The sequence below is a fragment of the Moraxella sp. ZY200743 genome, from assembly GCF_050885545.1.
GTDB classification, from domain to species: domain Bacteria; phylum Pseudomonadota; class Gammaproteobacteria; order Pseudomonadales; family Moraxellaceae; genus Moraxella; species Moraxella haemolytica.
This window is the reverse complement of the sequence record NZ_CP091313.1, coordinates 2,044,417-2,068,610: the sequence shown is the minus strand read 5'-3', so window position 1 is coordinate 2,068,610 and position 24,194 is coordinate 2,044,417. Positions and strand designations below refer to the sequence as shown.

Below are 24,194 nucleotides of genomic sequence, written 5' to 3'. Positions count from 1 at the left end.
AACGGTTTTTTTAATGCTTGTGAGTCAATCAGCTACATTGTTTTTTGTTGTAGATGTCAGTTAGCTTGGCTTGACGCTCTTTGGCGGCATCAATCGCTTCTTCGGTGTTGGCATAGGTAGCGAACAGGGCAGGGATAAAGAATAGGGCAGCAGCGACATTTTTGCCAGTTACTTTGCGTTCTGCACGAGCATCTTGTTCAAATTTTTTGGCTTCTGCGATTTCTGATTTTAGTTGTGCACAGCTTAGCTGATGATCATTGATCTTGGTGGTTTGAACAACATGTGGTGTGGCACAGGCAGATAGTACTGCAGCTGCAGCAATGACGGCGGCAAATTTAACTTTCATAAAAAATCCCTCTGGATGATGTTACGGTTAATATACATAATTGATGGATATAAAAAACAATCTATCAATTATGTAATTATATAATACTTTATCAGAAAGTCAATTGATGTCTAGAAAAAGTTTTACAACCACATAAAATCATTTGCCTAGTGTACTAAAGCATGCGATAATAATTGGTTGATTTTTGTAAAAAAAATTTTTGTATTTTAAACTTTTATTGGTAAATCAATAGGATAGCTATGGCTCAATATATCTATACAATGAACAAAGTGTCCAAAATCATCCCACCTAAGCGAGAGATTTTAAAGGACATTTCTTTATCATTTTTTCCAGGGGCGAAGATTGGCGTACTGGGTCTAAATGGTGCAGGTAAATCTACACTACTGCGTATCATGGCAGGCGTGGATACCGAATATAGTGGCGAGGCACGCCCACAGGCAGGCATTAAGGTTGGCTATCTGCCCCAAGAACCTCAGCTTGACCCCACCAAAGATGTGCGTGGCAATGTGGAGGACGGCGTGCGTGAAGCCCTAGATGCCCTTGACCGCCTAAACCAAATCTACGCCGAATATGCCGAGCCTGATGCCGATTTTGACAAACTGGCTGCCGAACAAGGCAAGATGGAGGACACCATTCAAGCGTGGGACGCCCACAACCTAAACACTCAGCTTGAAAAAGCAGCAGACGCCCTACGCCTGCCACCATGGGACGCTGATGTATCTAAGCTGTCAGGGGGTGAAAAACGCCGTGTTGCCCTGTGCCGTCTTTTGCTGTCTAAGCCTGATATGCTCTTGCTTGATGAACCAACCAACCATCTAGACGCTGAAAGTGTGGCGTGGCTTGAACGCTTCTTAAAAGATTATTCTGGTACGATTGTGGCGATTACCCACGACCGCTACTTTTTGGATAATGTAGCTGAGTGGATTTTGGAGCTGGATCGTGGCTATGGCTATCCTTATCAAGGCAACTACACCGAATGGCTAGAACAAAAAAATAAACGCCTAGAGCAAGAGCAAAAGCAAGAAGAAGCATTTGCTAAAGCCTTAAAGCAAGAGCTAGAATGGGTTCGCAAAAACCAAAAGGGTCAGCAAGCCAAATCCAAATCTCGCCTAGAACGCTTTGAGGAGATGAACTCTCGTGAGTTCCAACAGCGTAACGAAACGGCAGAAATCTACATTCCGCCAGGACCTCGTTTGGGCAATAAAGTCATTGAGGTCAAGAACATATCCAAATCCTTTGACGGTCGTTTGCTATACGAAAACTTGTCTTTTACCGTACCGCCAATGGCGATTGTGGGGATTGTCGGTCCTAATGGAGCAGGTAAAACCACGCTGTTTAATATGATTACAGGCAAAGATATGCCAGATACAGGTACGGTAGAGGTGGGCGAGAGTGTCAAAGTCGCCTATGTGGGACAGGTGCGTGATAATCTGGACGACAAAAAAACCGTGTGGGAAGAGGTGTCGGACGGTCTAGATATGATCACGGTGGGCGAATACACCACGCCAAGCCGTGCCTATATCGGACGCTTTAACTTTAAGGGTCAAGACCAACAAAAACTGGTAGGCAACCTGTCAGGTGGTGAACGCAACCGCTTACAACTTGCCAAAACCTTAAAGCAAGGTGCTAATGTGCTACTGCTTGACGAACCATCAAACGACCTTGATGTGGAGACCTTGCGTGCCTTAGAAGATGCGGTGGAGGTGTTCCCTGGTACGGTATTGGTGGTGTCGCATGACCGCTGGTTCTTGGATCGTATCGCTACGCATATTTTATCATTTGAAAATGAAACGCCAGAGTTCTTTGATGGCAATTATTCAGAATATGAAAAATGGCGTAAAGAGCGATTGGGGGCAGACGCCACCCCTAAGCGTATGAAATACAAGAAGATTGGGGGCTGATTGTCACCCATTGCCAAAATTAAAAACAGCGGTCAATAAAAATTGATCGCTGTTTTTTAGAAGTGAGAGATCGTGATATGTTCAAGCTATTTTGCAATAAGACCAAGAAAAATCCACCGGCATCAATCCCTAAATGTAGTCAATATACTGATGATGTGAATGGGGGTTTGATAGGCACCAAAAACCCTGCTCAGAAAGTTGGAGAAAATGTTGATGAGTCAAGCAAGATAAATTGGAGTTTTGTATTAAGATCTATGCCTTCATACTTTCCCATTCTAACTTTTATTGCAATCTTGGTAGGTGCCTTTAAGTCAAGGTCTTATTTGGGGAGTATTGGTTATGATAGTATTTTTTCAGAGGTTATTGGTAGCCCATCAGCCTTGATTGGTATTGTCGTTGCCTATTTCTTTTCTGTTTTGCTTTTGGCGGTTTATTTTTTATTGTATTTTTTGCTATTTTTGTTTTTGAATAATATTGATAAGGCTTTGCAAGTTCCAGATTTGAACAGAAATGGTCTTATGAAGAAGATTCAGTACTGTTATGCGTTCATATCTTTTATGATTTTGATTTGGGGCTTATCCATCTATTTTGATTGGTTGGATGACGATTCTTTTTTATTGTATTTGGGGCTTGCATTTGTGGTGATGTTGCCACTTGTTTTACTTGTTACCGAATTTAGAAAATCCGCCAATCTCTTGTTTTTGTCTGCAATCTGTTTTTTGGTATTTGGTTATTCTTATGTATATCCATTCTTGTATGCACAAATAATCATAGCATTTGAGATGAGAAAAGATTGGCAGTGGTACATATTTTTTGCCCTTCCAATAACTGGCATCATTATTAATATTGCATCGTTGTTCATATTTAACCGGCAGGAAGAAAAATCATTTTCACCAAAAGATAGTAATAGACTTGTGGGTTTTATTTGTGTATTTATCTTTATTGGGTTTGTTGCTTTTCTTGGTGGTTATACTAAATTTTCTGATTTATCGTTGTATGCCCCACGCTTTATAGAAAGACCAAGCAACTCATCTTGGTATCTTATCCATAATGGCAATACCACTTCTCAGACCATTAATGGAATGACTAAGGAAGATATCAAGCAGAAAAAAGAACTGCGATTTCATGCTAAAGACTGTGAAGATTATTTGGGCGAAAGCTACAAAGAAAAATGTGAAACCGATAATCAAGATACTCTAAACCAAAGACCTGAAGCCCTTTATGGTTATATGGCGTGGAACTTAGGAGATATAAAGGTATTTTGCCCTGTGTCGGTGGATTTTTTTGAGTTTAGTGCTGATGAAAATCAAAGATTGAATCAAGCTGATAAAGAAGACGGAAATATAGAAAAAGAAAAGTCGCATATCTTGGCAGAAAAATCCAGACAGTGCATCGTCATCAATAAGCAGTTTTTGCAACCAGTCAGTGGATATTATCTGTCCCATGCCCAGTAGTGAAATTAAACCAAAAAAACGACATCCTAAGATGTCGTTTTTTATTTTGTTATTTGCCTAAAGGTGGGTATTGTTATTGCCCATCTTTTGGTGTGGTGGTTTTATTGTTTGCTTCGCTTTCTGCTTTGTCTTGAATACGCTTTAATAAGCGAGCAGCAGCTTCACGACCGCCTAGACCAAAGGCAAGAGCAAATGCTACCGCCACAGCACCTAGTGTTAGACCAAACGCAAGGTTTACAATGCTATCAGCGATACCCATCGCTTTTAGACCCATTGCCAGTACCAAGCCCATGATAAGCACACGCACGATGTTAGCTAGGAAGCTACTGCCTTGATTAGAGCGTTCTACGACACCTGCGATGATGTTGGCAAGCCAAAAACCGATGGTTAGGATAACAGCACCCAAGATGATTTGTCCGCCAAAAGCGATGAACATTGTGATGATGCCACTGATTTGTTCAAAGCCCAGTAGGTCGGCTGCAGCGATAGACGCAAACAGCATGGCAAACAATAAGATGGCACAGCTGATTAGGTCTGAGATTTTCTTGTTGCCAAAAGCACCTTGTAGTCCAAGTTTGGCAGGCAAAGCGTCAATTTGAGTATTTGACAAGATACCCTTGACGATGTTCGCCAACATACGCACCACAAAATAAGTAATCGTTAAAATCGCCACCGCTGTAAAGATGCTTGGCAGCGCTTCTAGGATTTGGTTGAGCATATTTGTGGCAGGGCGTGAAACGGTCTCAATTTTCAACGCATCAAGTGCTGCGATGGTAAATGGTACGATGACCAACATGAATGACAGCGAACCTGCGATGGTTGGTAGGCTGTTTTGTTCACTAATGCCTGCTTTACTGGCTAATGCTTGGATATTCAACCCTGCGATAAGGTTGATGACGATGCCACGCACCACTTTAGCAACGATAAAGCCGATGAAAAATACCAATGCCGCCATCAGAGCATTTGGAATGAAATTGAAAGTCTTGTCAATCATATTGGTCAATGGCGTAAATAAGCCCTCTAGACCCAGACGACCCAAGATGACGGTCAAAACAATCAGTAAAATGAACCAATATACAATATCAGCGACCGCACCACTCATTGGCTTGACACCTGCCTCTTGAGACAGTTTTTCATCTAGTGTGGTCTTAGATAGTGCAATGGTGGTGGCATTGCGTGCAATGGTCGCTACTACCCAACCGACAACACCAATGGCGACGGCGGTCAGTAGGTTTGGCAAGAACAGCAGAACTTGATTAACCATATTAGCAAAAGGAGCTGAGATTGAGTTTAGGTTAAGTTGATTGAGTGCAGCTGAGATGCTGATGATCATCACAAACCAAAAGATGATTTTGCTAATTAGGGTATCTAAGTTGTAATGATGTCCAGTTGATTGGCTGATGCGATTGTTCAAATTGAGTTTTGACAACGCTTTTTTGGCGAATGATGCCAAGATAAGGGCGATAAGCCAGCCTAAGATAAAAATTAAAATAGCACCAATAACAGAACCAATCGGACCTTGCAGATATTGGTTAAAAATGGCGAAATTCATATAATGTTCCATGAATCTGCTCCAAAAGTTGATAAAAAACTACCGTATTATAAAATAAAAAAGTGGCATCTGCCATCAGCCTTTTATTTTAAAGAGTGTTGCAATACCATCAATGCACGATGCAAGATGATTGCTTGGTGATATAGTAACACTAAAATCAGCCAAATGGTCTGTGTGGATAATCTTTCATAACAATATTAACAATTTCTATACATGACCAGTCAAAAATTCACCGCACTTAGATATCTTTTTTGGTATGATATTGCGTTATGGGTTCTTAACCTGTTTTTTAACCATTTTTGAGATTATTATGAAAAAACAAACCTTATTGGCTGTCAGTGTGATGGCGGTTTTGGCATTGACAGGCTGTAATAAAGCGAACACTGCCACAGACGAATCAAAAGCTACTGAAAAATCAACCGTTGTTACCGATAAAAGCACCGAAATTGAAAAAATCAGCTATATCATTGGTTATGAGCAAGGTCAGTACCTAAAGAACATGACTGAGCAAACAGGCGAAACGCTTGATATTGAGATTTATAACAAAGCCGTTGCTGATGCGGTCGCAGGTAAAGAAAGTGCCTTAACCAATGAGCAAATTGAAGCAGTGGGTAAGGCGTACGAAGAACGCAAAATCAAAGAAGCCGAAGAAAAAGCAACCAAAAACAAAGCAGATGGCGAGAAGTTCCTAGCCGAGAATGCCACCAAAGAAGGCGTAAAGACCACCGCATCAGGACTACAATATAAAGTCATCACCGAAGGTAAGGGAGCGACACCAAAAGCGACGGATACGGTAGTTGTACATTATGAGGGCAAGCTGATTAATGGCGAGGTGTTTGACTCATCTTATGAGCGTGGTATGCCGACACAGTTTAAACTGAACGAAGTCATCAAGGGTTGGACTGAAGGTCTTCAGTTGATGAAAAAAGGTGCAAAATACGAACTGTATGTGCCATCAGAGCTTGCCTATGGCGAGACTGGCAACCCTGCTATTGAGCCAAACAGCGTGCTAATCTTTACTGTTGAGCTATTAGACGATGCACAGGCAAAAGCTGCCATTGAAAAAGCCCAACAAGAAATGGCAGCCCATGCAGCCGCTCATGGTGCAGAAGAACACCACCATAAATAAACCATTCGTTGGTGTTAAAAACCCCTTAAAAGTGATTTTAAGGGGTTTTTTGTGGTGTTTTGGTGTGGTGATGGGCGACACAGTAATGACTGACCGTGTGGGTCTTATGTCGCCATCATGCCATCTATGCCTTGTTGTCTGATGGCTTGTGGGCGTGTGGATTTTTATAAAACCTTACAAAAAACCTTAGAATTTCTGCCGTTGTGGTAGCGTTGTTGGCGTTCAATGGGTAGGGCGGTAACTTCGGTTTCATAAAAACCATGCTCAATGAACCAATGGCTAGTATGCGTGGTTAGAGCAAAAATGCGTAAAAACCCCAAACTTTTCGCCTGATGTTCCATGAATCTTAACAAGTCATCGCCACGACTGCCACCACGATAGTCAGGGTGAATGGCAATACTGGCAATCTCTGCACCATGTTCATCAAGCGGATACAAGGCCGCACAGCCAACGACCATGCCATCTCGCTCAATGACGCTATAATGTTCAATGTCTGCTTCTAGTCGTTGTTGGGGTCTGGCGATGAGAATGCCTGCTTCTTCTAGCGGTTTTAGTAGAGCAAGTAAGCCGACCACATCGCTAAGCGTAGCGGCTCGGATTTGATCATAGGGCGTGCGAGTAATCATCGTGCCTAGCCCATCGGTGGTGAATAGCTCTTCAAGCAGTACGCCATCTTTGGCAAAGGGTAGAATGTGCGTTCTTTCTACCACATCGCTCACGCCAATGGCACAGTCTATCAGTCTGCCCATCTCGTCTGTAGCGAGTGGTTGTGTTAGTAGTGTTGTTGCTTCTTGGGTGGTGAGTTCACGGACGAGATGACCGTCATGGTAGATGGCATCTTCTGCCAACAAGATGAGCTTGTCCGCTTGCAAGGCACAGGCGGTATGTTTGGCGACATCTTCGGCTGATAGATTGAAAATATCGCCTGTTGCCGAAAAACCAATGGGGCTTAAGATGACGATATACCCTTGTTTTAGATTATGATGAATGGCGGTGCTGTCAATACTGCGTACTTCGCCTGTCATCTGATGGTCAATGCCACCACGCACGCCATAGGGTCTGGCGGCGATGAAGTTGCCAGAAACAGCGTCAATGCGTGCACCGAACATAGGCGAGTTGGCAAGCCCCATGGACAGCCGTGCTTCTAGCGATAGGCGAATCGACCCCACAGCCGATAGAATGTGTGGCATGGCGACAGCAGGCGTGATGCGAAGGTTCTTGTGAGTACTGCTGTCAATGCCTGCTTGGGCTAGTGTCTGCTCAATCTGTGGGCGTGCCCCATGAACCAATACCAGACGAATACCCAAGCTATGCAGTAGTGCAAAATCATGAATCAAGCGGTTAAAATCAGGGTGTGCCACCGTCTCGCCACCGAACATGATGACAAAAGTCTTGTTACGGTGAGTGTTGATATAAGGGGCACAATGACGAAACCACTGGATTGGATTTTGGGTGCCAGTGTGAGTGCCAGTCTGGGAGTTGGTTGGTGATGGTTGGTGATGGTTGGCTACAGGAGCGGTTGATGAGTTGTCTTGTCTCATGAGACTGCCTTGGCTAAATGACCATGATAATATTGGGCTTATGATATTAGGCTTTTTTTAGAATGCCAAGTATTTTTTAAAAAACTGGCAAGTGTACCGATATCTTTGCCATCTTGATGATGGCAAAAGCATGGGCTGTAAAACAAAGGTTTGCGATGGGGTTTTTGTGATATTGTCTTTTCAATTTTAAAAAATGGTTGTACAATCAAAACCATCTGTAGAAGTATTTTAACAAAAAATATTTTAAAAAGCATTGTCAAAACATCAGCATCAACATCAACACGATAAAGAATGGTCATCTAAGGTACACCATGTCAAATAAATCTGTACAGTCTGTGATTCATCTGCCCATGACGGCACTGTCTGGCGTGGGGGCTAGCTTGGCAGGGCGACTATCAGAGCTTGGGGTGCATAGAATCTTTGATATGCTCATGCACCTGCCCCGTGATTATGAGGATAGGACTCGCCTTGTGCCGATTGGCAATGTTGAGCATGGCATGAGCGTACTGGTGCGTGGTGTGGTAACGAATGTTGAGATGAACCGAACTGGCATGAGTGTCGCCATTGATGATGATACAGGGGTACTGGTGCTTAGGTTTTTTAAGACCTATGCAGGGCTAAAAAACACGATGGTACTAGGGGCGAACATCACCGCCTTTGGCGAGATTAAAGTCAGTCGCTATGGGGTGCAGATGGCACACCCAGAGTATCACATCACAGGGACAAGGTCGTTTGAGAGTGGGCTGTTGCCGATTTATCCTGCTGTCAAGGGACTACATCAGAATAAAATCCGCCAGTTGGTTCGTCTTGCCATCAATGCCGTTTCACATGAAACCTTATATTGCCTATCTGCCGATGAGTTGCATCAAGCAGGCGTGCTAGATGTGCAGGCGGATTTATTGACCGCACTCAAGCAGATCCATCTACCGGATAAAGATGCCGATATCTTTGCTCAGACGGCACTACTAGAGGGGCTAAAAGAACGCACGCACCCTGCCTGTCGCCGTCTCATTATTGAGGAGCTAGTGGCACATCAGTTGGCTTTTTTGTATCGCCGTAACAACCTTTATCAGCACAAAGCCCCATACTGCGATGCGACCAGTCCACTGGCGGACAGGCTAGTTGCTAGCTTGCCATTTGAGCTGACCCATGCCCAAAAGCGAGTCATCGCAGAGACGGTGGCAGACATGGCGACCAGTAAGCCCATGCTAAGGCTAATCCAAGGCGATGTCGGTGCAGGCAAGACGCTAGTGGCGGCACTCACGGCGTGCCATGCCCTAGATAGTGGTTGGCAGGTGGCAGTGATGGCACCGACCGAGATTTTGGCAGAACAGCATTTCATCAATTTTCAAAAATGGTTTGAGCCGTTGGGCGTGGGCGTGGGTTTTTTGGCAGGCAAGCAGACCACCAAAGAAAAAAACGCCATGCTCTCACAAATCATCGCCAACGAGGTGCAGGTCGTGGTAGGGACGCACGCTTTATTCCAAGATGGTGTCATGTTCGCCAAATTGGGCTTGGTCATCATTGATGAACAGCACCGCTTTGGGGTGGAACAAAGATTGCGTCTTGCCAATAAAGGTGTCGCCAACGCCACACCGCATCAGCTTGCCATGACCGCCACACCCATTCCAAGAACACTCGCCATGAGTATGTATGGCGACATGGACATCTCAGTGATTGATGAACTACCGCCCAACCGCACGCCAATCACTACCGTAACTATCAGCCGAGACCGCCGTGATGAAGTCATCGAGAGAATCTCTGTCAACTGTCAAGCAGGCAAGCAAGCCTACTGGGTGTGTCCTTTGGTTGAGGAATCTAGCGTCCTAGACGCACAGTCGGCAGAGCTGTTGTATGCAGATTTGTGCGAGCGTCTGGACATTCGTGTTGGGCTAGTGCATGGCAAGATGAAGCCTGCTGACAAACAGGCAGTCATGCACCAGTTTAAGCTAGGCGATATTGACCTACTGGTCGCCACCACCGTCATTGAGGTGGGCGTAGATGTGCCTAATGCGTCCTTGATGGTGATTGAAAATGCCGAGCGTCTGGGTCTATCACAGCTACACCAGCTGCGTGGGCGTGTGGGGCGTGGCTCAAACAAATCTTTTTGTGTACTGCTATATCAGCTACCATTATCGCCCACAGGCATTCAACGGCTCAATGTACTAAAATACAGTACCGATGGCTTTGTGATTGCCCAAAAAGACCTAGAACTGCGTGGGGCAGGCGAGTTGTTGGGCAAACGCCAAACAGGCGATATGGGCTACTATCTGGCGGATATCGTGCGTGATGAGGTGCTACTCGTGGCGGCACACAGTATCGCCCATCGGCTGATGCAGTCGGACGACAGGCATGACTCACGGCAGATGTTGGCACAGCGGATAATAGACACATGGCTACCCCAGACCAAAGACTATGTCAATGCCTAGTAAAGACCAAACCAACGCCTAATAAATACCAAGACAAGACCACGCCAAGACCGTGCAAAGTCATCGCATAGACACCCAAAAACAAGCCATACACCCCCAACCAAGTACCTAGCTAGGCGTAGGGCTTTTGGTATGATTTGTATAACAATTGTTAATGGAATGAAAGTAATGTTTGCTTTTGCAGGGGGGAGTATAATAATTATCGGCGTGTTATGGATGCGTCATTTTTTTGCCAGTATTCATGGTAACAACGCCAAACTTAATTTTTTTAATCTTTTATAGGTTTTCTTAAATGAAAAAAATTTTTCTTGCTACAGCAGTAGTATTTTCAGCTTTAGCTTCAACCACCGCTTCTGCACAAGTTGCTGGATATGCTGGCAAATATGATGGTAAGGTTAAATTTGAAGGCGAGGTTATTGACCAAACTTGTATCATTAAAACTGGTACAAACGAACAAACTGTTACTTTGGACAAAGTGCAAGCAACCAAGTTAGATGTAGCCGGTAAAGTGGCTGGTGGTAAAAACTTTTCTATTGAATTAGAGGGTTGTAAAACAGATAGTCTCAACCAATTAGTGCGTGTTGAATTCCGTACTTCTCCAAATGTTGATACCGTAACTTATACATTAAAAAATCTTGAAGAGGGTCAGCCTACCTACGCATCTAATGTAAACTTGCGTTTGAATGAAGTAAATGGTACGCCAATCCAGATTGGTAATGCAGCCTATAGAGGTCAGCAATATCAACCTTTAAACGGTCTAGCAAATGGTGCTATGCAATATTCTGTTGAATACTATGCAATTGGTCAAGCAACAGTGGGTAAAGTAAAGTCTGAAGTAGAATACTCTATCGTTTAGTCAGACACTGCGTGTGGTCTATACTGGCGAGCCACTGCCACAGGACCGTGAATCGGTGTTTTATCTTAATGTATTAGACATTCCACCCAAACCAACCGAAGCGGAGACCAAAGGACAAAGCTATCTGCAAATGTCTATCCGTAGCCGTATCAAGTTCTTTTTCCGACCGGCACTGGCGATGGACATCGCAGACGCCCCACAGCAGGTAAAATGGACACTAAACGGCGAGACGCTCACCGCCACCAACCCAACCCCTTATCACATCACTTTTAGTAATGTTGAGGCGATAGGACAAGAGAGCCTGCCATCGGTTGTTGTCATCGCCCAATATGGCAGGATTTCTCCCACCACAAAAGCGGCATTCATCGCACCCTGCTTGGTCAGGGTTTGAATCGTTTGGGTGAGCGTTTAATTGTTTGTCAAATCACTGTTTAATCACGATAAATCATTGTTAAACTTGTTGTTATTGTTATAAAATATGCTTAAGCACCCCATTGGTGGGTGATATTAAAGGAAACACCCTTGTGAAAAAACGCCTTTGTTTGCTCTGTCAAAAACCACCTTGATGGTCTTATCGGGATTGGCTTTGCAATCTGCCAATGCTGAGCCTGTTGGGCAGATTGATGGTGGGCAACTAATCGGTGAGGCAGATGTATCATCAAACACATCATCAGACACGGCAGAGTCGTGGTCGTCTGATGTGGGTGATGACTTTGTTGAATTCAGTAGCAGTTTTTTACGCAGTGAAAAACAAGAAAACCGCATTGATGTTAGGCGTTTTGGCTATGCTGACGCCGTGCCAAGCGGTGAGTATGACTCAGACATTTATGTCAATGGCGAGCATAAAGGCACTGGCAAAATCCGCTATATAGAGCAGGACAACCGCAGTGTACTATGCCTAACGCCCCAACTTAAGACGATACTAGACCTAAAAGATGAGGCGTTCGGTGCTATCTCTGCCGATACTGACTGTGTGCCGTTCCACCGAGCGGTCAAGGGGACAGCCAAGTTTAACTTGGGTAATTTCCGCTTTGATTTGACCATTCCACAGGCGTTGGTTGTGCGTCGTCCTAGAGGTTGGATTCGCCTGCACTGTGGCAAGATGGCGTACCTACGGCATATGTGAACTACAATGTCAATCATTGCCGTTCTTTTGCCAAATCAGGGTCAATTACCGACCAGTCTTATCTAGGCATTCAAGGCGGTATCAATCTGCTTGGTTGGGGGCATTCGCCACAGTGGTTCAAAAGAGTTTAGCCGTAACCGTTTTGGCGAGCGAAGCACAGGTAAATATATCAGCAACGAGACCTACGCACGGCGTGGCATTGTCGCCATTGGTGGCGAGCTGACGGTGGGCGATTTTAATGCAGGTGGACAGTTGGTCGAGGGCGTCGCTTTGCGTGGGGTGAGTATCGCCAGTGATGACCGTATGTTGCCAATAGTAACGCAAAAGTTACCATCTATCAAGCCAAACAGATTTTGTATCAAACCACCGTACCGGCAGGGCCGTTTGTGATTGATGACCTGTATCCGACCGGCTATACCGGCGATCTGAAAGTGGAAATTACAGAAGCTAACGGGCAAATCCGCACCTTTAATGTGCCTTATGCCAGCGTTGCCCAGCTTATGCGTCAAGGGCAGTGGCGTTATTAAGTGTCGGCAGGGCGTTATCGCTATGGCGACTATCTTTCAAAAGCCAAGCTAGTACAAGGTTCGTTGCAATACGGCTTTAGTAATAACCTAACCTTAAACGGTGCAGCACAGCTGACTCGTAACTACCGCTCGGTCTTAGGTGGTATGGCATTTAATACGCCGATTGGGGCATTCTCTACCGACATAACCTATTCAATCGCTGATTTGCCCTACGAGCCCAACTCACAAAAAGGCTACAGTATCCACGCTGAGTATAGCGTTAGCGTACCCAGAACCGATACGAGCGTAACACTGGTGGCATATCGTTATTCTAGCTGTGATTTTCACACGCTACAAGATACCATCTGGCACAACGATCAGCCACTGTACCTAGAAAATCTGCGTACGCTCAATGCCAGACTAAAAAACCAAACACAACTGGTTGTCAGTCAGCGGTTGGGCGAAAACAAAGGCACGCTGTTTTTGTCTGGGGTGAGACGCACATTTTGGAACAGTCCAAAACACATCAACCAATTCCAATTTAGCTACTCCAACCGTTATAAGAAGCTAAGCTATAATTTAGGCTATAGCCACACTTATGACAGTGAAGAAAACAAGACCGATAAGCGAGTGTATGCGTCCGTTTCTATACCGATGGGCGATTCTAGTGCTCCGACCTTATCAAGCAGTTACAGCACCAATGGCGATAATAGCCAAAGAAGCGTCTCTATATCTGGCTCGCTCGGACAAGCACGCAACTGGAACTATGGCGTAGGCTACTCTGGCTCAGACAGCGGCAGTGCCATCTCTGCCAACTTGGGCTATGATCACCGCTATGTCAGCCTATCGCCCACTGCTGCCCAAGACAGCAACCGCAACCGTCAGTTCTGTCTCGGCAAATGGTGGCATTGTCGTCCACCCCAAAGGCATTACGCTAGCGAAAAATGTGGGCGACAGCTTTGCAATCATTCATGCCAAAGGGGCTGAGGGGGCAACGGTTGGTGCAGGTGGCATAAAGATTGACCGCTTCGGTAATGCGATTGTAAACTACCTATCCCCTTATGAAGAAAACAGCGTTACCATCGATCCGGACAATCTACCGTTCAATGTGGAGCTATCTTCTACCAAACAAGAGGTCATTCCAAAGGCGGATAGTGCCATTTTGTTAGATTTTAAAGCCAAGCAGAACGCTATGGTGTTGTTTGATGTTACTCTGGCAAATGGTGGTATTCCACCGATGGCGGCAGAAGCCTTTGATGAGCAAGGCAAGATGATAGGCTATGTGGTACAAGGCGGACGACTGTTCGCAGGCGATCTACAAAAAACTGCCGGCAAGATAAAAATCGTGTGGGGTGGTGGTAAAGCCGACCGCTGTGTGTTTGATTACCACATTCCAAACCTTAACCGCACAAACAGCCAAGCCGTCAATACCTATGCGGTGCAGTGTCAAGCACAATAACCCTTTGGTAAAAATCGTATCATCATACCGCTTGTGTGGGGCGAATCGCCCCTGCTGATAGACCGGCTAATCAGTCCGGTTAAAACAATAAAAAGCACAAGTTTGATATTTTCGGCATTTTGCCAAACAGATAGGAATAACGATGAAATTTGGTCAATCTTCTTTATTTTCACGCCACTTGTTACAACTTTCGGTCGCTCTTTTTTGTGGATTAAATTTGGAAACGGCGTTTGCTCAGGCAGCTGCACCGACCGAAGGAATTTGAGAACACAATCAAGGGATGACTGTGTGGGCATGTCGAGCTAGAATCCAGTCTTGTCCTGCCGGTGTCGGTAATGATATTGTTGTGATTGAGGAAGGTAATGGCTTACCGAGTGAGTTGTGCATTTTTGACCGAAATACTCGAGGTCAGCGTATAGTGATTTCAGCACAGGGTACGGTTAGCTACCCTAGAGATACATTGACGCTTAACCATTCACTAGGTAGGCAAACCTCTCAAATTAATTTATGGATTTCTGGTACGCCGAGAAATGATACGCAATATCGTGGGGGAACAGCACCTTGGACTTTAGGTGCGGATGTTGCGGTTACTCTACCGATTATAACCACGATAGGTGGGCAGACTATTTACGAACTAGAACCCACGAAAACAGTTGGACTTCGTCTATGGATGGGGGTGGGGGCTGCAGGGCAGCCGAATACGATGGTGAATGATGGTTATAAGACAGCCGGCAATAGGCGTAAGGGTAATTATTGGAATGAAATTCGCAGACGGAGTACTAATCACCCTTTTCGAATACAATCTGAGATCATACTGCTAAAACCCGATGCTGTTGGTCAAACTATTGTGGTGAATGAACAAGTGGCAGGGATGTTTAAATTGCATACAGAGATGGGGAAGATTTCAGGAAAAATTGATTACCCCATCAATATTAGACGAATGGAGTTTACCTTTTTGCCTCGTACTTGCGACTATTCAGGGTTAAAAGATCAGACGGTGAAGCTGGATAAGATTGGTGTTGGACACTTTGCTAATGGACGCAATGAAGTATATGGCGGCACGACAACCGTGAATTTAAATTGTGATCGAGGGGCAAATGTCGAACCTTGGGTTGTTTTGACCGATAACAACAATGTGAGTAATACAACCTCTGTTCTAACACCTGCGGCGGGTTCTACTGCCCAAAATGTTGGTATTCAGGTATATCTAAATGACAGTAAGACACCGGTTAAATTTGGTCCTGTCGTGTACAATGCAGGAACTCAAGGTACATTGGGGCAGGCAATCACTAAACAAACAGGATATATGCAAAAGCTTGGCAATAAGGCAGATACTCAAAATGGAGCAAGAAGCTATCCTTTAACATTTACCGCCAAATATTTTAGAACTAACACTCAAGATATTGTACCAGGTAAGGTTAATGGCGAGATGATTTTTAACTTTGCCTATTATTAAGCCGTATCGGTGGTGTTCTAAAAAGGGAGATGATAGCTCCCTTTTTTGTTGGTGTGTTTTGGTTTTAGGGACAAGGGGTGTGGCTAATCTGTGATGCGTGCTGTAGATACAGCTGATGTAGTCTTTGTAGCTGTGAGTATAGCTCAGCTAGTGATTGGCTGTTGTCCACGATGTCATCGGCTACTGCTAGCCGTTGTGCTCGTGTGGCTTGTTTGGCGATGATGGCATTGACATACGCCAGTTGGTCGGTGTGCGATAGCTTGTGGATATCACGCTTGATGGCACGCTGTCTTTGTATATCCAGTGGTACATCTACCACCAAGATACGCTGACACAGCTGAGCAAGGTTGGGCGTGCGACCCATGCCTTCAACCAACAGCGGTACAGATAAGATGCGATAGGCAGAGTTGCTATTTGCCAAAGCGGTGCGAATGGCGTGCTGAATGTGTGGGTGGGTGATGGTGTTTAGTTTGTTGATGTCGTCTGGGTGTGCTAGCAGATGCTCTCGCATGGCAGGGCGATGATAGTTGCCATCGGCATCAATCACCCACTCGCCAAATACCGCCACCAGTTCATCTAAAACAGGACTGCCTTTGGTACTGATGGTGTGGGCGATGACATCGGCATCAATGACATCAATGTGTTGTTGTGCAAACCAGTCGCTGACGGCACTTTTACCACTGCCGATACCGCCTGTAAGTCCGATGGTGAGTGTCATGATGATTTCTTGTTTTGATTGATTGCTTATGTTGATTGGCTATTGATTGGTTTAGACCATCAAATACCATGCCCAAAATTGCTCGCCAAAAAGCATGGCAATCAGACCGCCAATCGCCAGATAAGGGCCAAAAGCCAGTGTTGAGTCATGACGACCGCCAAAGACTCTACCCAGGACACCGACCATCACGCCAAGCAATGAAGCGATTAGCACAATGATGGGTATGGCAGACACACCAAGCCACGCCCCAAGCACGCCAAGCAGTTTGGCATCGCCTAGCCCCAAGCCGTCTTGATGAATGAACCATCGGCACAGCACATTGACACCCCAAAACACCATAAATCCCACCACCAAGCCCCATATTGACAGCACAGGTGTGGTGAATAACGCTGCGGTATTGGCTAGCAGTCCAATCATGCCCAGTGGTGCAAGCAGGCGGTCAGGCAATAGCCTAACTTGCCAATCAATACAAGACAACGCCACCAAATACCACACAAAAACAAGTGCCAGTAGCATCTGAGTATTCGCCCCAAAGTGATGGGCGATCATCATGGATAGCAGGGCGGTGATTGCGGTGATGAGATGGTTGGAGTGGGTGGGGCTATCTGCACGATAGCTGTGCAAATGTAGGCTGTCTAGGCGTGCTTTGGTGGTGTCATCAATGCGATCGTCATGCTGAATGAATGCCATCACTTCATGCCACCACTGATTCATCATGGTCATCGGTGTACGATGAGCGATGATATTGATAAATCTACCCATCACAAGACCGATGACACCCACCAAGATGGCAAGCGTTGGCTGATGGGCGAGCAGGGTGGATAATAGGGCTTTGATGTTATCCATGGGGGTTTACTCCCATTTGAAAGATGGGCAGATAGATTGCCATGACGACCAAGCCGACAATCACGCCTAAGAGTGCCATCACAGCAGGTTCAACCAAACTTGTCAGACCGTCTATGTGTTGATTGACTTGGTCGTCATAATAATCTGCGATGGTATCTAGTATTTGGGGCAGTCTGCCTGCTTCTTCTCCCACCTGAATCATCTGCACCGTCATCGGCAAAAACAGCGTGCTTTTGGTTAGAGCATCGGCTAATTTTTTGCCAGCTTGCACCTGATCTGTGATGATTTTTAGCTCTTTGATGAAAGCGTGATGATGGGTTGCTTGTGCAGATAGTTCTATGGCGTTGGTGAGTGGAATGCCTGCTTGGCAGGTTGTGGCGAGCGTTCTGGTAAAACGAGCTAAGGCACTTTTTATGGTGATGGTCTTGATGATGGGCAGTTGTAGGCTTAAGCGGTATAATGGCCAAGAGATTCGGTCGGTTTTTTTTAACCAAATTATCCCAAGCATAATGATACAAATGATGGTAATTAGCGACCAAAAATGAGCCACCAGTACATCGGATATCGTCATGATGATGCGAGTGGGTAGGGGTAGCTCTTGGTTTAGATTGCCAAACATCTGAGCAAAAATCGGCACAACTTTAATGAGTAAAATGACAGTTACGATGACTGCCACCACCATGACAAAGATGGGGTAATACATGGCTTTTTTGAGCTTGTTTTTGAGTGTCTCTAGTCGCTCTTGGTATTGGGCGATGCGTGTGAGCATGACATCAAGACAGCCTGAGCGTTCGCCTGCATCAACCAAGGCGATAGTCAGCCCACCAAACGCCGTGTGTTTTTTTAGGGCGTGGGCGAGACTCAAGCCTGATTCAATATCGGTTTTGATGGTGCTGATGGCGGTCTTTAGTGTGGGGTTGTTGCTGTTTTGTTGGGCGGTATCTAGTGCTTTGGTTAGGGCAATGCCTGAAAGTAGCATGGTGGACATCTGCCGAAAAAATAGAGTCATGTCGGTGGAGCTGATGGGTTTTGTCCATGTCAGCGAGCGGTGTTTTTGGCGAATACTGGTGGGGGCAATGTTCTTTTTGTGTAGTTGTAGGCGTGCCATATGCAAGGTAGGGGCATCTATCTCGCCACTTAGCTTGTCGCCACGCAGTCCTATGCCTTTGTAGGTGTAGGTTTTGTTGGTGGGTTTGGTGTATTTGGTGGGCTTAATGGGCTTAGTCATGCGTGAGTCTTTCCATCTCTTGTAAACTGATGATGCCTAGCATGGCTTGTTGTTTGGCGGATTGCCTGATGGATTGATGGCCTTGTCGGTTGGCGTATGCCTGAAGCTCTTGGCGTGGTGTATCTGCCATGATGAGTGTGGCAAGTTTGGGGGTAATGGGCAGTACTTCATAGATACCAATGCGTCCACGATACCCCTCTCGGCAGGCATGACACCCCACCGCCTCAAAGAAAGTCGCCTGTGCAATGTCTGTATCACTAAAGCCAAGCTGTGTTAGGCTTTGGTGGGGGATTTGTACAGGTTTTTTGCAGTGTTGGCAGAGTCTGCGAGCCAATCGTTGGGCGATGATGAGACTGATGGAGCTTGCGATATTAAAGGTGGCAACGCCCATGTTTTTTAGGCGAATCACCGCATCAAGGGCGGAGTTGGTGTGCAAAGTGGACAACACCAAATGCCCTGTTTGGGCGGCTTTGATGGCGATTTCTGCTGTCTGTATGTCTCGAATCTCGCCCACCATGATAACATCTGGGTCTTGGCGTAAAAAGGCACGCAACACCTCAGCAAAATCTAGCCCAATCTTTGGGTGGATATTGACTTGATTGATGCCGTCAAGCTGAATCTCCACAGGGTCTTCTACTGTCTGAATGTTGATGGTGGGCTGATTTAAGATACCTAGCCCTGTATATAGTGAGATGGTTTTGCCTGAGCCTGTCGGACCTGTGATGAGTATCATGCCTTGTGATTTTTTTAGGGCGGTCAGATACAGGTGTTTTTGTTCATCATTCATGCCCAATGCGTCCATGCCAATGATTGCTTGGGTGCAGTCCAGTAGCCGTAGAACAATCTTTTCGCCAAATAAGGTCGGTGTGGTGCTGATACGAAAATCTATGGACTTGCCACCATGTTCATTAGCCCAAAACTTAATACGACCATCCTGGGGTTTTCGGCATTCGGCGATGTCAAGCTGAGCCATCACTTTTAGGCGAGTGCTGATCTGACGGCTAGAAGTCTTAGGCGGTGTGGCGACAACCTGCATGACGCCATCAATGCGAAATCTGACTTGATAATGGTGCTCAAACGGCTCAAAATGTATGTCGGATGCCCCAAGTGCGATGGCGTCTTGTAGGATTTTTTGGACGAATTTTACCGTTGGTGTCTCTAGTAGGGCATCAATATTATCGGTGGGGGCGGTATCGATATCATGTTCATCATCGTGCGTGCCAAAGTCATGAAACGCCCCAAGCCGTAGGCTTTGCATGACAAAAGACAGCTTAGTCTCATCAACCAACACAGGCACGATGTGGGCATTGGTGGCAAAAGCCATCTCACTAATCATCTGTGTTCTAAGTGGATTGCTAGTAGCGATGAATACCTGCCCATCTTTGTGTGCTAAGATTAGAACTTCATGACGATTGAGTAGCTCGGCATCAACAAGGTCGTTGGGTAGGGTGGATAGGTCTATCTCATCAATATCTACAATCGTCTCGCCTAAGGCGTCGGATAATGCCTGAGCAATGGTCTTGGAAGGTAGATAATCGTGCCTAACCAAAAAACGCACCAAGCTCATTGATTGCTTGGCGGATTCTTGTTCGGCTTGGCTAAGCTGAGCTAAGCTGAGTAGTTGCTTGTCTAATAAAAGCCGTGATAAGTCTGTCAAAGATGATGCGTTCATGGACAAATTATGGGTCAAAGTGATCGGCGAAAGTGATTGCTATCATGCCCTACATGATACTATATTTGCTGTATCGTGAGTATGTTTTTTGTCGGTTTGTGATAAAAAACAACAAAAAATCTGCGTATTATCAAAAAAATGCGTTATAATGACCTGTTTATAAACCGCATTTATTTTTAAGTAGGGGTCAATCAAAGGACTTATCATGATTAAGTATGTCATTGGTAACTGGAAATTAAACCCAGCAACGCTCGCTGATGCCACCGCACTCGCTCACGCCATCAGTTTGGCATCAAAGCAGGCAAGTTGCCATATTGGTTGTTGTCCTACTTTTTTGCATTTTGGGGCGGTTAAAGAGATTTTAAAAGACTCATCTGTTTGGGTGGGTGCTCAAGATGTCTGTGCATTTGGTAAGATGGGTGCATTCACAGGCGATGTATCCGCCACCCAAGTGGTTGATATGGGTGCAAACTTCACTCTCATCGGTCATTCAGAACGCCGTAGCTATCATGGCGAGACGAATGTGGTGCTAGCAGATAAGATTAGGCACGCCATTGATGTTGGTTTGGTTGTGGTGCTGTGTATTGGCGAGACGAAGACGCAGTACGATCAAGGCGAAACCTTGGCGGTGCTAGACGAACAGTTGTCTGTGCTTCATGGCTTAGATGTGCCTAAACAACAGCTACTCATCGCTTATGAACCTGTGTGGGCGATTGGCACTGGGCTTACGCCGACAGTTGATGAAGTTGCGATTACGCACCGCCACATTAAGGCGAACTTGGCAAGCCAAGGCATTGATGATGTGGGTGTGCTATATGGTGGCAGCGTCAATGATAACAACGCCAAAGAGCTTGCCACCTGTGAAGTGATTGATGGTGCGTTGGTGGGTGGTGCGTCATTAAAGGCAGAGAGTTTCTCTCTCATCGCTCAAGCATTCAGCTGATATCATTTGGGTTGGTTTTAAAGTTAAGATTGAAAAATATCATCAAGCAGTGATTTTAGATTATGTTTACAGTATTATTGGTTTTTCATATTGTGGTTGCCATCGCCATGGTTGGCTTGATTTTGTTGCAACATGGCAAAGGTGCTGATGCAGGTGCGTCATTTGGTGCAGGTGCAGCAGGCACGGTATTTGGTGCAGCAGGCTCAGCCAATTTTATGACTCGTGCTACTGCTGTGCTAGCGACGGTGTTTTTTGTTACCAGTTTGGTTTTGTCTTGGTACGCTCAGCGTCAAGCAGAAGACCAGCGCCGTATTGACATACCTATGGCTCACACGATGCCAGCAATGAGTACGCCAAGCACCAACGAAACACCGACAGACACGCACTAATAAAAATCACTTGATATTTTAAGATTTATCGTTATAATAAGTGCTACTTTGCGATCGTGGTGGAATTGGTAGACACGCTATCTTGAGGGGGTAGTGCTTCACGGCGTGAGGGTTCAAGTCCCTCCGATCGCACCAAATATTTGAGCCGAGTGATGTTCGTCGTTCGGTTTTTTAATGGTTTGGTCTTTTAAGCAGTTCAAGCAAAACTTGCCAATATGGTGCTGTGCGGTTCTGAGGCACGATTAGAGTATGAACCATCTATCATGCCATTAGAATACAAATAATTTTAACAAAACGCTTGACAACCTAAAAAATCATGATAGAATGGTGTTCTAAATTGATGCGGGGTGGAGCAGTCTGGTAGCTCGTCGGGCTCATAACCCGAAGGTCGTTGGTTCAAATCCAGCCCCCGCTACCACTTTTTAAATCCTTATTGTTTTTACCTACTGGTAACACTGGGGTATCTTATCAAGCAGATAAGATTAGGCTAATAAATCTAAAGCCCACCAACAAGAGTTTTGTGGGTTTTTTTGTATTTGTCATTTACAGATGATACAATACAAACAGGTCATTTTTATTAAAGGACATACCAAGCAATATGAAACCATCGAGTAAAATCGCTGAATTGACCGAGCTGATCGCACCTGCTGTGCGTGCGTGCGGTGTTGACCTGTGGGGTATTGAGTTCATGCCACAAGGTCGCAAATCTTTGCTCCGTATCTATATTGAGGTCGATGCCAAACAGCGTGCCAATGGCGAGCATATCACCATTGAGGATTGTTCGGCGGTCAATCATCAAGTGTCAGGTGTGCTTGATGTGCATGATCCGATTGCAGGCGAATATATTTTGGAGGTGTCAAGTCCTGGCTTTGACCGTCCGCTATTCACACCTGAACAAGTTGCCTTATTCATCGGTGAAATTGTCAATTTGCGTCTGATTCACGCCATCGGACAAGGCGATACCAAACGCCGTAAGGTCGTAGGTCGCTTGATGACGGCAGGCGAGAGCAGTATGACGGTTGTTACTGAAGATAAGCTAGAATTTGAGATTGAATTTAATAATGTAGATAAAGCACATTTGATCTATGAAGGCTGATGCTTTTAGTGCTTTATTTATCAATAAGATTAACCGAAAATTAACCCAAAGGGTGTTATATGAGCCGTGAGATTTTGACCGTTGTTGAGACGGTAAGTAACGAAAAAGGGCTAAATCCTGAAGATATTTTTGAGGCGATTGAGCAGGCGTTGGTTGTCTCTACCAAGAAAAAAGTTTATACCGAACAGCCAGAAGTTGCCATTCGTGTATCAATTGACCGTAAGACGGGCGATTATGACACTTACCGTTATTGGACGGTTGTGGCAGATGAAGATCACGAGATGCCAGCTTGTCAGCTTGCCATCAGTGATTTGGATGAAAATGAGTGGAAAATCGGCGATATCAAAGAAGAGCAAATTGAATCCATTGAGTTTGGTCGTATCGCTGCTACTCAAGCCAAGCAAGTCATCATACAAAAGATTCGTGAAGCAGAGCGTGCATTGGTTGCCGATGCTTTTGAAGCACGCATTGGCGAGCTAATCACAGGCGAGGTCAAAAAACAAAGCCGTGATGGCTATGTGATTGACTTAGGCGAGAATGCTGAGGGCTATCTTGCCAAAGAACAGTCTTTGCCAAGAGAGATGTTGCGTCCAAAATCACGAGTAACCGCTTTATTGTATCAAGTGAACCGTGATGGTCGTGGCTCACAGCTTTTATTGTCTCGTACAAACAAAGATATGCTGATTGCCTTGATGACCAAAGAAGTGCCAGAGATTAGCGAGGGCATCATTGAGATTCGTGATGTGGCTCGTCTGCCAGGTATGCGTGCCAAGATTTCTGTAAAAACCAATGACCATCGCATTGACCCTGTGGGTGCGTGTATTGGTATGCGTGGCACTCGTATCCAAGCGGTACAGCAAGAGCTAGACGGTGAGCGTGTTGATGTCGTGGTGTGGAGCGATGACCCTGCCCAGTACATCATCAGTGCCTTAGAGCCTGCCGATGTGTCAAGCCTTGTACTAGATGAAGACGCCAAAACTGCCGATATTATCTTTGCTACCAATGACCAGTTGGCTCGTGCCATCGGCTCACAAGGACAAAATGTTCGCCTAGCATCAGAACTGACAGGCTATAAACTTAACATGATGCTAGAGTCTGAATACCTAGAGCGTCAAGCGTCAGAATCGGAGGCGACCATCAGCCTATTCTACGAGCGTTTAGAGGTGGATAGAGACTTGGCAGAGGCACTGGCGGAGATTGGGTTTTCTAGCATTGAAGAAGTCGCTTATGTACCTGTTGAGACTTTCTATGATATTGACGGTTTGGACGATGAAGTGATCGCCACCATTCAAGAGCGTGCCAAAGAAATCGTCATCGCTGATGAGCTTGAAAAACAAAAAAACATCAAAGAACCAAGTGCTGAGTTGCTTGCTTTAGAAGGCATGACCACTGAGATTGCCTATAAATTGGCTGAGCGTGATGTTATTACGCTAGACGATTTGGCAGAGCAGGCGGTATTTGACATTGAGGACATTGAAGGTCTAGATAGTAAACTTGCAGGCGATCTTATCATGAGTGCACGCCAATCGTGGTTTGAATAACCATGC

At 45.4% G+C, this 24,194-nt stretch carries 22 protein-coding genes, 2 tRNA genes and 1 pseudogene; 18 read left to right on the top strand and 7 right to left on the bottom strand.

What is annotated here, in order from left to right:
- Positions 1–28: 28 nt before the first annotated feature.
- The gene (locus tag L3D27_RS10085) at positions 29–346 is read right to left on the bottom strand and encodes a hypothetical protein (RefSeq protein WP_284673530.1); all 318 of its coding nucleotides are present in this window, start codon (positions 344–346) and stop codon (positions 29–31) included.
- A gap of 239 nt (positions 347–585) precedes the next feature.
- Between L3D27_RS10085 and ettA the strand changes: the two genes are divergently transcribed.
- Both ettA and L3D27_RS10075 read left to right on the top strand, forming a co-directional pair.
- Positions 586–2,247, top strand: a complete 1,662-nt coding sequence (gene ettA / locus L3D27_RS10080; protein WP_432481108.1) for an energy-dependent translational throttle protein EttA — start codon at positions 586–588, stop codon at positions 2,245–2,247.
- A gap of 77 nt (positions 2,248–2,324) precedes the next feature.
- Entirely contained in the window at positions 2,325–3,701 is a 1,377-nt protein-coding gene (locus L3D27_RS10075) for a hypothetical protein (RefSeq protein WP_284673528.1), read from the top strand.
- Between the two features lie 73 nt (positions 3,702–3,774).
- Here L3D27_RS10075 and L3D27_RS10070 read toward each other — a convergent pair whose 3' ends face one another.
- A complete protein-coding gene (locus L3D27_RS10070) occupies positions 3,775–5,253 on the bottom strand; it encodes a mechanosensitive ion channel (protein ID WP_432481107.1) in 1,479 nt (492 codons plus the stop codon).
- Between the two features lie 310 nt (positions 5,254–5,563).
- Here L3D27_RS10070 and L3D27_RS10065 point away from each other — a divergent pair, with 310 nt between their 5' ends.
- A complete protein-coding gene (locus L3D27_RS10065; RefSeq protein ID WP_432481106.1) occupies positions 5,564–6,382 on the top strand; it encodes an FKBP-type peptidyl-prolyl cis-trans isomerase in 819 nt (272 codons plus the stop codon).
- A gap of 164 nt (positions 6,383–6,546) precedes the next feature.
- Here the strand turns inward: L3D27_RS10065 and argA are convergent, their stop codons facing one another.
- Complete coding sequence (argA, locus tag L3D27_RS10060; protein ID WP_432481105.1) at positions 6,547–7,923, bottom strand: amino-acid N-acetyltransferase; 1,377 nt, start codon at positions 7,921–7,923, stop codon at positions 6,547–6,549.
- A gap of 311 nt (positions 7,924–8,234) precedes the next feature.
- Here argA and recG point away from each other — a divergent pair, with 311 nt between their 5' ends.
- The 9 genes and pseudogenes from recG (at position 8,235) to L3D27_RS10015 (ending at position 15,755) form a co-directional block, all read left to right on the top strand.
- Entirely contained in the window at positions 8,235–10,352 is a 2,118-nt protein-coding gene (gene recG, locus L3D27_RS10055; protein WP_432481104.1) for an ATP-dependent DNA helicase RecG, read from the top strand.
- Positions 10,353–10,644: 292 nt separating this feature from the next.
- Positions 10,645–11,208, top strand: a complete 564-nt coding sequence (locus L3D27_RS10050) for a fimbrial protein (RefSeq protein ID WP_432481103.1) — start codon at positions 10,645–10,647, stop codon at positions 11,206–11,208.
- Between the two features lie 7 nt (positions 11,209–11,215).
- Positions 11,216–11,599: a fimbrial biogenesis chaperone gene (locus L3D27_RS10045; protein WP_432481918.1), complete on the top strand. Its 384-nt coding sequence runs from the start codon at positions 11,216–11,218 to the stop codon at positions 11,597–11,599.
- 174 nt (positions 11,600–11,773) lie between these two features.
- The gene (locus tag L3D27_RS10040) at positions 11,774–12,334 is read left to right on the top strand and encodes a FimD/PapC N-terminal domain-containing protein (RefSeq protein WP_373628205.1); all 561 of its coding nucleotides are present in this window, start codon (positions 11,774–11,776) and stop codon (positions 12,332–12,334) included.
- Positions 12,331–12,465 carry a hypothetical protein gene (locus L3D27_RS10035; RefSeq protein ID WP_373628207.1) on the top strand — a complete coding sequence of 45 codons (135 nt, stop codon included), beginning with the start codon at positions 12,331–12,333 and terminating at the stop codon, positions 12,463–12,465. Before L3D27_RS10040 ends, L3D27_RS10035 begins: the two co-directional genes overlap by 4 nt.
- A pseudogene (locus L3D27_RS10030) lies at positions 12,425–13,936 on the top strand (fimbria/pilus outer membrane usher protein); the annotation flags it as partial. The gene L3D27_RS10035 and the pseudogene L3D27_RS10030, both read left to right, overlap by 41 nt.
- A gap of 96 nt (positions 13,937–14,032) precedes the next feature.
- Complete coding sequence (locus L3D27_RS10025; protein ID WP_432481917.1) at positions 14,033–14,299, top strand: FimD/PapC C-terminal domain-containing protein; 267 nt, start codon at positions 14,033–14,035, stop codon at positions 14,297–14,299.
- Positions 14,300–14,441: 142 nt separating this feature from the next.
- Positions 14,442–14,564 carry a hypothetical protein gene (locus tag L3D27_RS10020; protein ID WP_284673519.1) on the top strand — a complete coding sequence of 41 codons (123 nt, stop codon included), beginning with the start codon at positions 14,442–14,444 and terminating at the stop codon, positions 14,562–14,564.
- Between the two features lie 21 nt (positions 14,565–14,585).
- Positions 14,586–15,755, top strand: a complete 1,170-nt coding sequence (locus tag L3D27_RS10015; RefSeq protein WP_432481102.1) for a fimbrial protein — start codon at positions 14,586–14,588, stop codon at positions 15,753–15,755.
- A 64-nt stretch (positions 15,756–15,819) separates the two neighbouring features.
- Here the strand turns inward: L3D27_RS10015 and coaE are convergent, their stop codons facing one another.
- Genes coaE through pilB form a run of 4 tightly spaced genes read right to left on the bottom strand, consistent with a single transcriptional unit; the run spans position 15,820 to position 20,219 of the window.
- Positions 15,820–16,473, bottom strand: coding sequence for a dephospho-CoA kinase (gene coaE, locus L3D27_RS10010; RefSeq protein ID WP_432481101.1), 654 nt, complete (start codon positions 16,471–16,473; stop codon positions 15,820–15,822).
- A gap of 51 nt (positions 16,474–16,524) precedes the next feature.
- Positions 16,525–17,319, bottom strand: a complete 795-nt coding sequence (locus L3D27_RS10005; RefSeq protein WP_432481100.1) for a prepilin peptidase — start codon at positions 17,317–17,319, stop codon at positions 16,525–16,527.
- Entirely contained in the window at positions 17,312–18,547 is a 1,236-nt protein-coding gene (locus L3D27_RS10000) for a type II secretion system F family protein (RefSeq protein WP_373628213.1), read from the bottom strand. Before L3D27_RS10000 ends, L3D27_RS10005 begins: the two co-directional genes overlap by 8 nt.
- Positions 18,540–20,219 carry a type IV-A pilus assembly ATPase PilB gene (pilB, locus tag L3D27_RS09995; protein ID WP_432481099.1) on the bottom strand — a complete coding sequence of 560 codons (1,680 nt, stop codon included), beginning with the start codon at positions 20,217–20,219 and terminating at the stop codon, positions 18,540–18,542. Before pilB ends, L3D27_RS10000 begins: the two co-directional genes overlap by 8 nt.
- Before the next feature lie 205 nt (positions 20,220–20,424).
- On the opposite strand from pilB, the gene tpiA reads away from it, so the two are divergent.
- The 6 genes from tpiA to nusA all read left to right on the top strand — a co-directional run bounded on the left by tpiA (position 20,425) and on the right by nusA (position 24,188).
- Positions 20,425–21,162, top strand: a complete 738-nt coding sequence (tpiA, locus tag L3D27_RS09990) for a triose-phosphate isomerase (protein WP_432481098.1) — start codon at positions 20,425–20,427, stop codon at positions 21,160–21,162.
- Between the two features lie 62 nt (positions 21,163–21,224).
- Complete coding sequence (gene secG / locus L3D27_RS09985) at positions 21,225–21,551, top strand: preprotein translocase subunit SecG (RefSeq protein WP_432481097.1); 327 nt, start codon at positions 21,225–21,227, stop codon at positions 21,549–21,551.
- Between the two features lie 50 nt (positions 21,552–21,601).
- Positions 21,602–21,686, top strand: a tRNA-Leu gene (locus L3D27_RS09980).
- 206 nt (positions 21,687–21,892) lie between these two features.
- Positions 21,893–21,969 (top strand) — tRNA-Met (locus L3D27_RS09975).
- Between the two features lie 180 nt (positions 21,970–22,149).
- On the top strand, positions 22,150–22,647 hold the full coding sequence (gene rimP / locus L3D27_RS09970) for a ribosome maturation factor RimP (RefSeq protein WP_284673511.1): 498 nt from the start codon (positions 22,150–22,152) through the stop codon (positions 22,645–22,647).
- A gap of 59 nt (positions 22,648–22,706) precedes the next feature.
- Positions 22,707–24,188, top strand: a complete 1,482-nt coding sequence (gene nusA / locus L3D27_RS09965) for a transcription termination factor NusA (protein ID WP_373628217.1) — start codon at positions 22,707–22,709, stop codon at positions 24,186–24,188.
- Positions 24,189–24,194 lie beyond the last annotated feature (6 nt).

Bases quoted from the DNA above. Each gene is read 5' to 3' on its own strand.
- L3D27_RS10085 (WP_284673530.1), bottom strand. From the start codon at position 346: ATGAAAGTTAAATTTGCCGCCGTCATTGCTGCAGCTGCAGTACTATCT.
- ettA (WP_432481108.1), top strand. From the start codon at position 586: ATGGCTCAATATATCTATACAATGAACAAAGTGTCCAAAATCATCCCA.
- L3D27_RS10075 (WP_284673528.1), top strand. From the start codon at position 2,325: ATGTTCAAGCTATTTTGCAATAAGACCAAGAAAAATCCACCGGCATCA.
- L3D27_RS10070 (WP_432481107.1), bottom strand. From the start codon at position 5,253: ATGAATTTCGCCATTTTTAACCAATATCTGCAAGGTCCGATTGGTTCT.
- L3D27_RS10065 (WP_432481106.1), top strand. From the start codon at position 5,564: ATGAAAAAACAAACCTTATTGGCTGTCAGTGTGATGGCGGTTTTGGCA.
- argA (WP_432481105.1), bottom strand. From the start codon at position 7,923: ATGAGACAAGACAACTCATCAACCGCTCCTGTAGCCAACCATCACCAA.
- recG (WP_432481104.1), top strand. From the start codon at position 8,235: ATGTCAAATAAATCTGTACAGTCTGTGATTCATCTGCCCATGACGGCA.
- L3D27_RS10050 (WP_432481103.1), top strand. From the start codon at position 10,645: ATGAAAAAAATTTTTCTTGCTACAGCAGTAGTATTTTCAGCTTTAGCT.
- L3D27_RS10040 (WP_373628205.1), top strand. From the start codon at position 11,774: ATGGTCTTATCGGGATTGGCTTTGCAATCTGCCAATGCTGAGCCTGTT.
- L3D27_RS10025 (WP_432481917.1), top strand. From the start codon at position 14,033: ATGGTGTTGTTTGATGTTACTCTGGCAAATGGTGGTATTCCACCGATG.
- L3D27_RS10020 (WP_284673519.1), top strand. From the start codon at position 14,442: ATGAAATTTGGTCAATCTTCTTTATTTTCACGCCACTTGTTACAACTT.
- coaE (WP_432481101.1), bottom strand. From the start codon at position 16,473: ATGACACTCACCATCGGACTTACAGGCGGTATCGGCAGTGGTAAAAGT.
- L3D27_RS10005 (WP_432481100.1), bottom strand. From the start codon at position 17,319: ATGGATAACATCAAAGCCCTATTATCCACCCTGCTCGCCCATCAGCCA.
- L3D27_RS10000 (WP_373628213.1), bottom strand. From the start codon at position 18,547: ATGACTAAGCCCATTAAGCCCACCAAATACACCAAACCCACCAACAAA.
- pilB (WP_432481099.1), bottom strand. From the start codon at position 20,219: ATGAACGCATCATCTTTGACAGACTTATCACGGCTTTTATTAGACAAG.
- tpiA (WP_432481098.1), top strand. From the start codon at position 20,425: ATGATTAAGTATGTCATTGGTAACTGGAAATTAAACCCAGCAACGCTC.
- secG (WP_432481097.1), top strand. From the start codon at position 21,225: ATGTTTACAGTATTATTGGTTTTTCATATTGTGGTTGCCATCGCCATG.
- rimP (WP_284673511.1), top strand. From the start codon at position 22,150: ATGAAACCATCGAGTAAAATCGCTGAATTGACCGAGCTGATCGCACCT.
- nusA (WP_373628217.1), top strand. From the start codon at position 22,707: ATGAGCCGTGAGATTTTGACCGTTGTTGAGACGGTAAGTAACGAAAAA.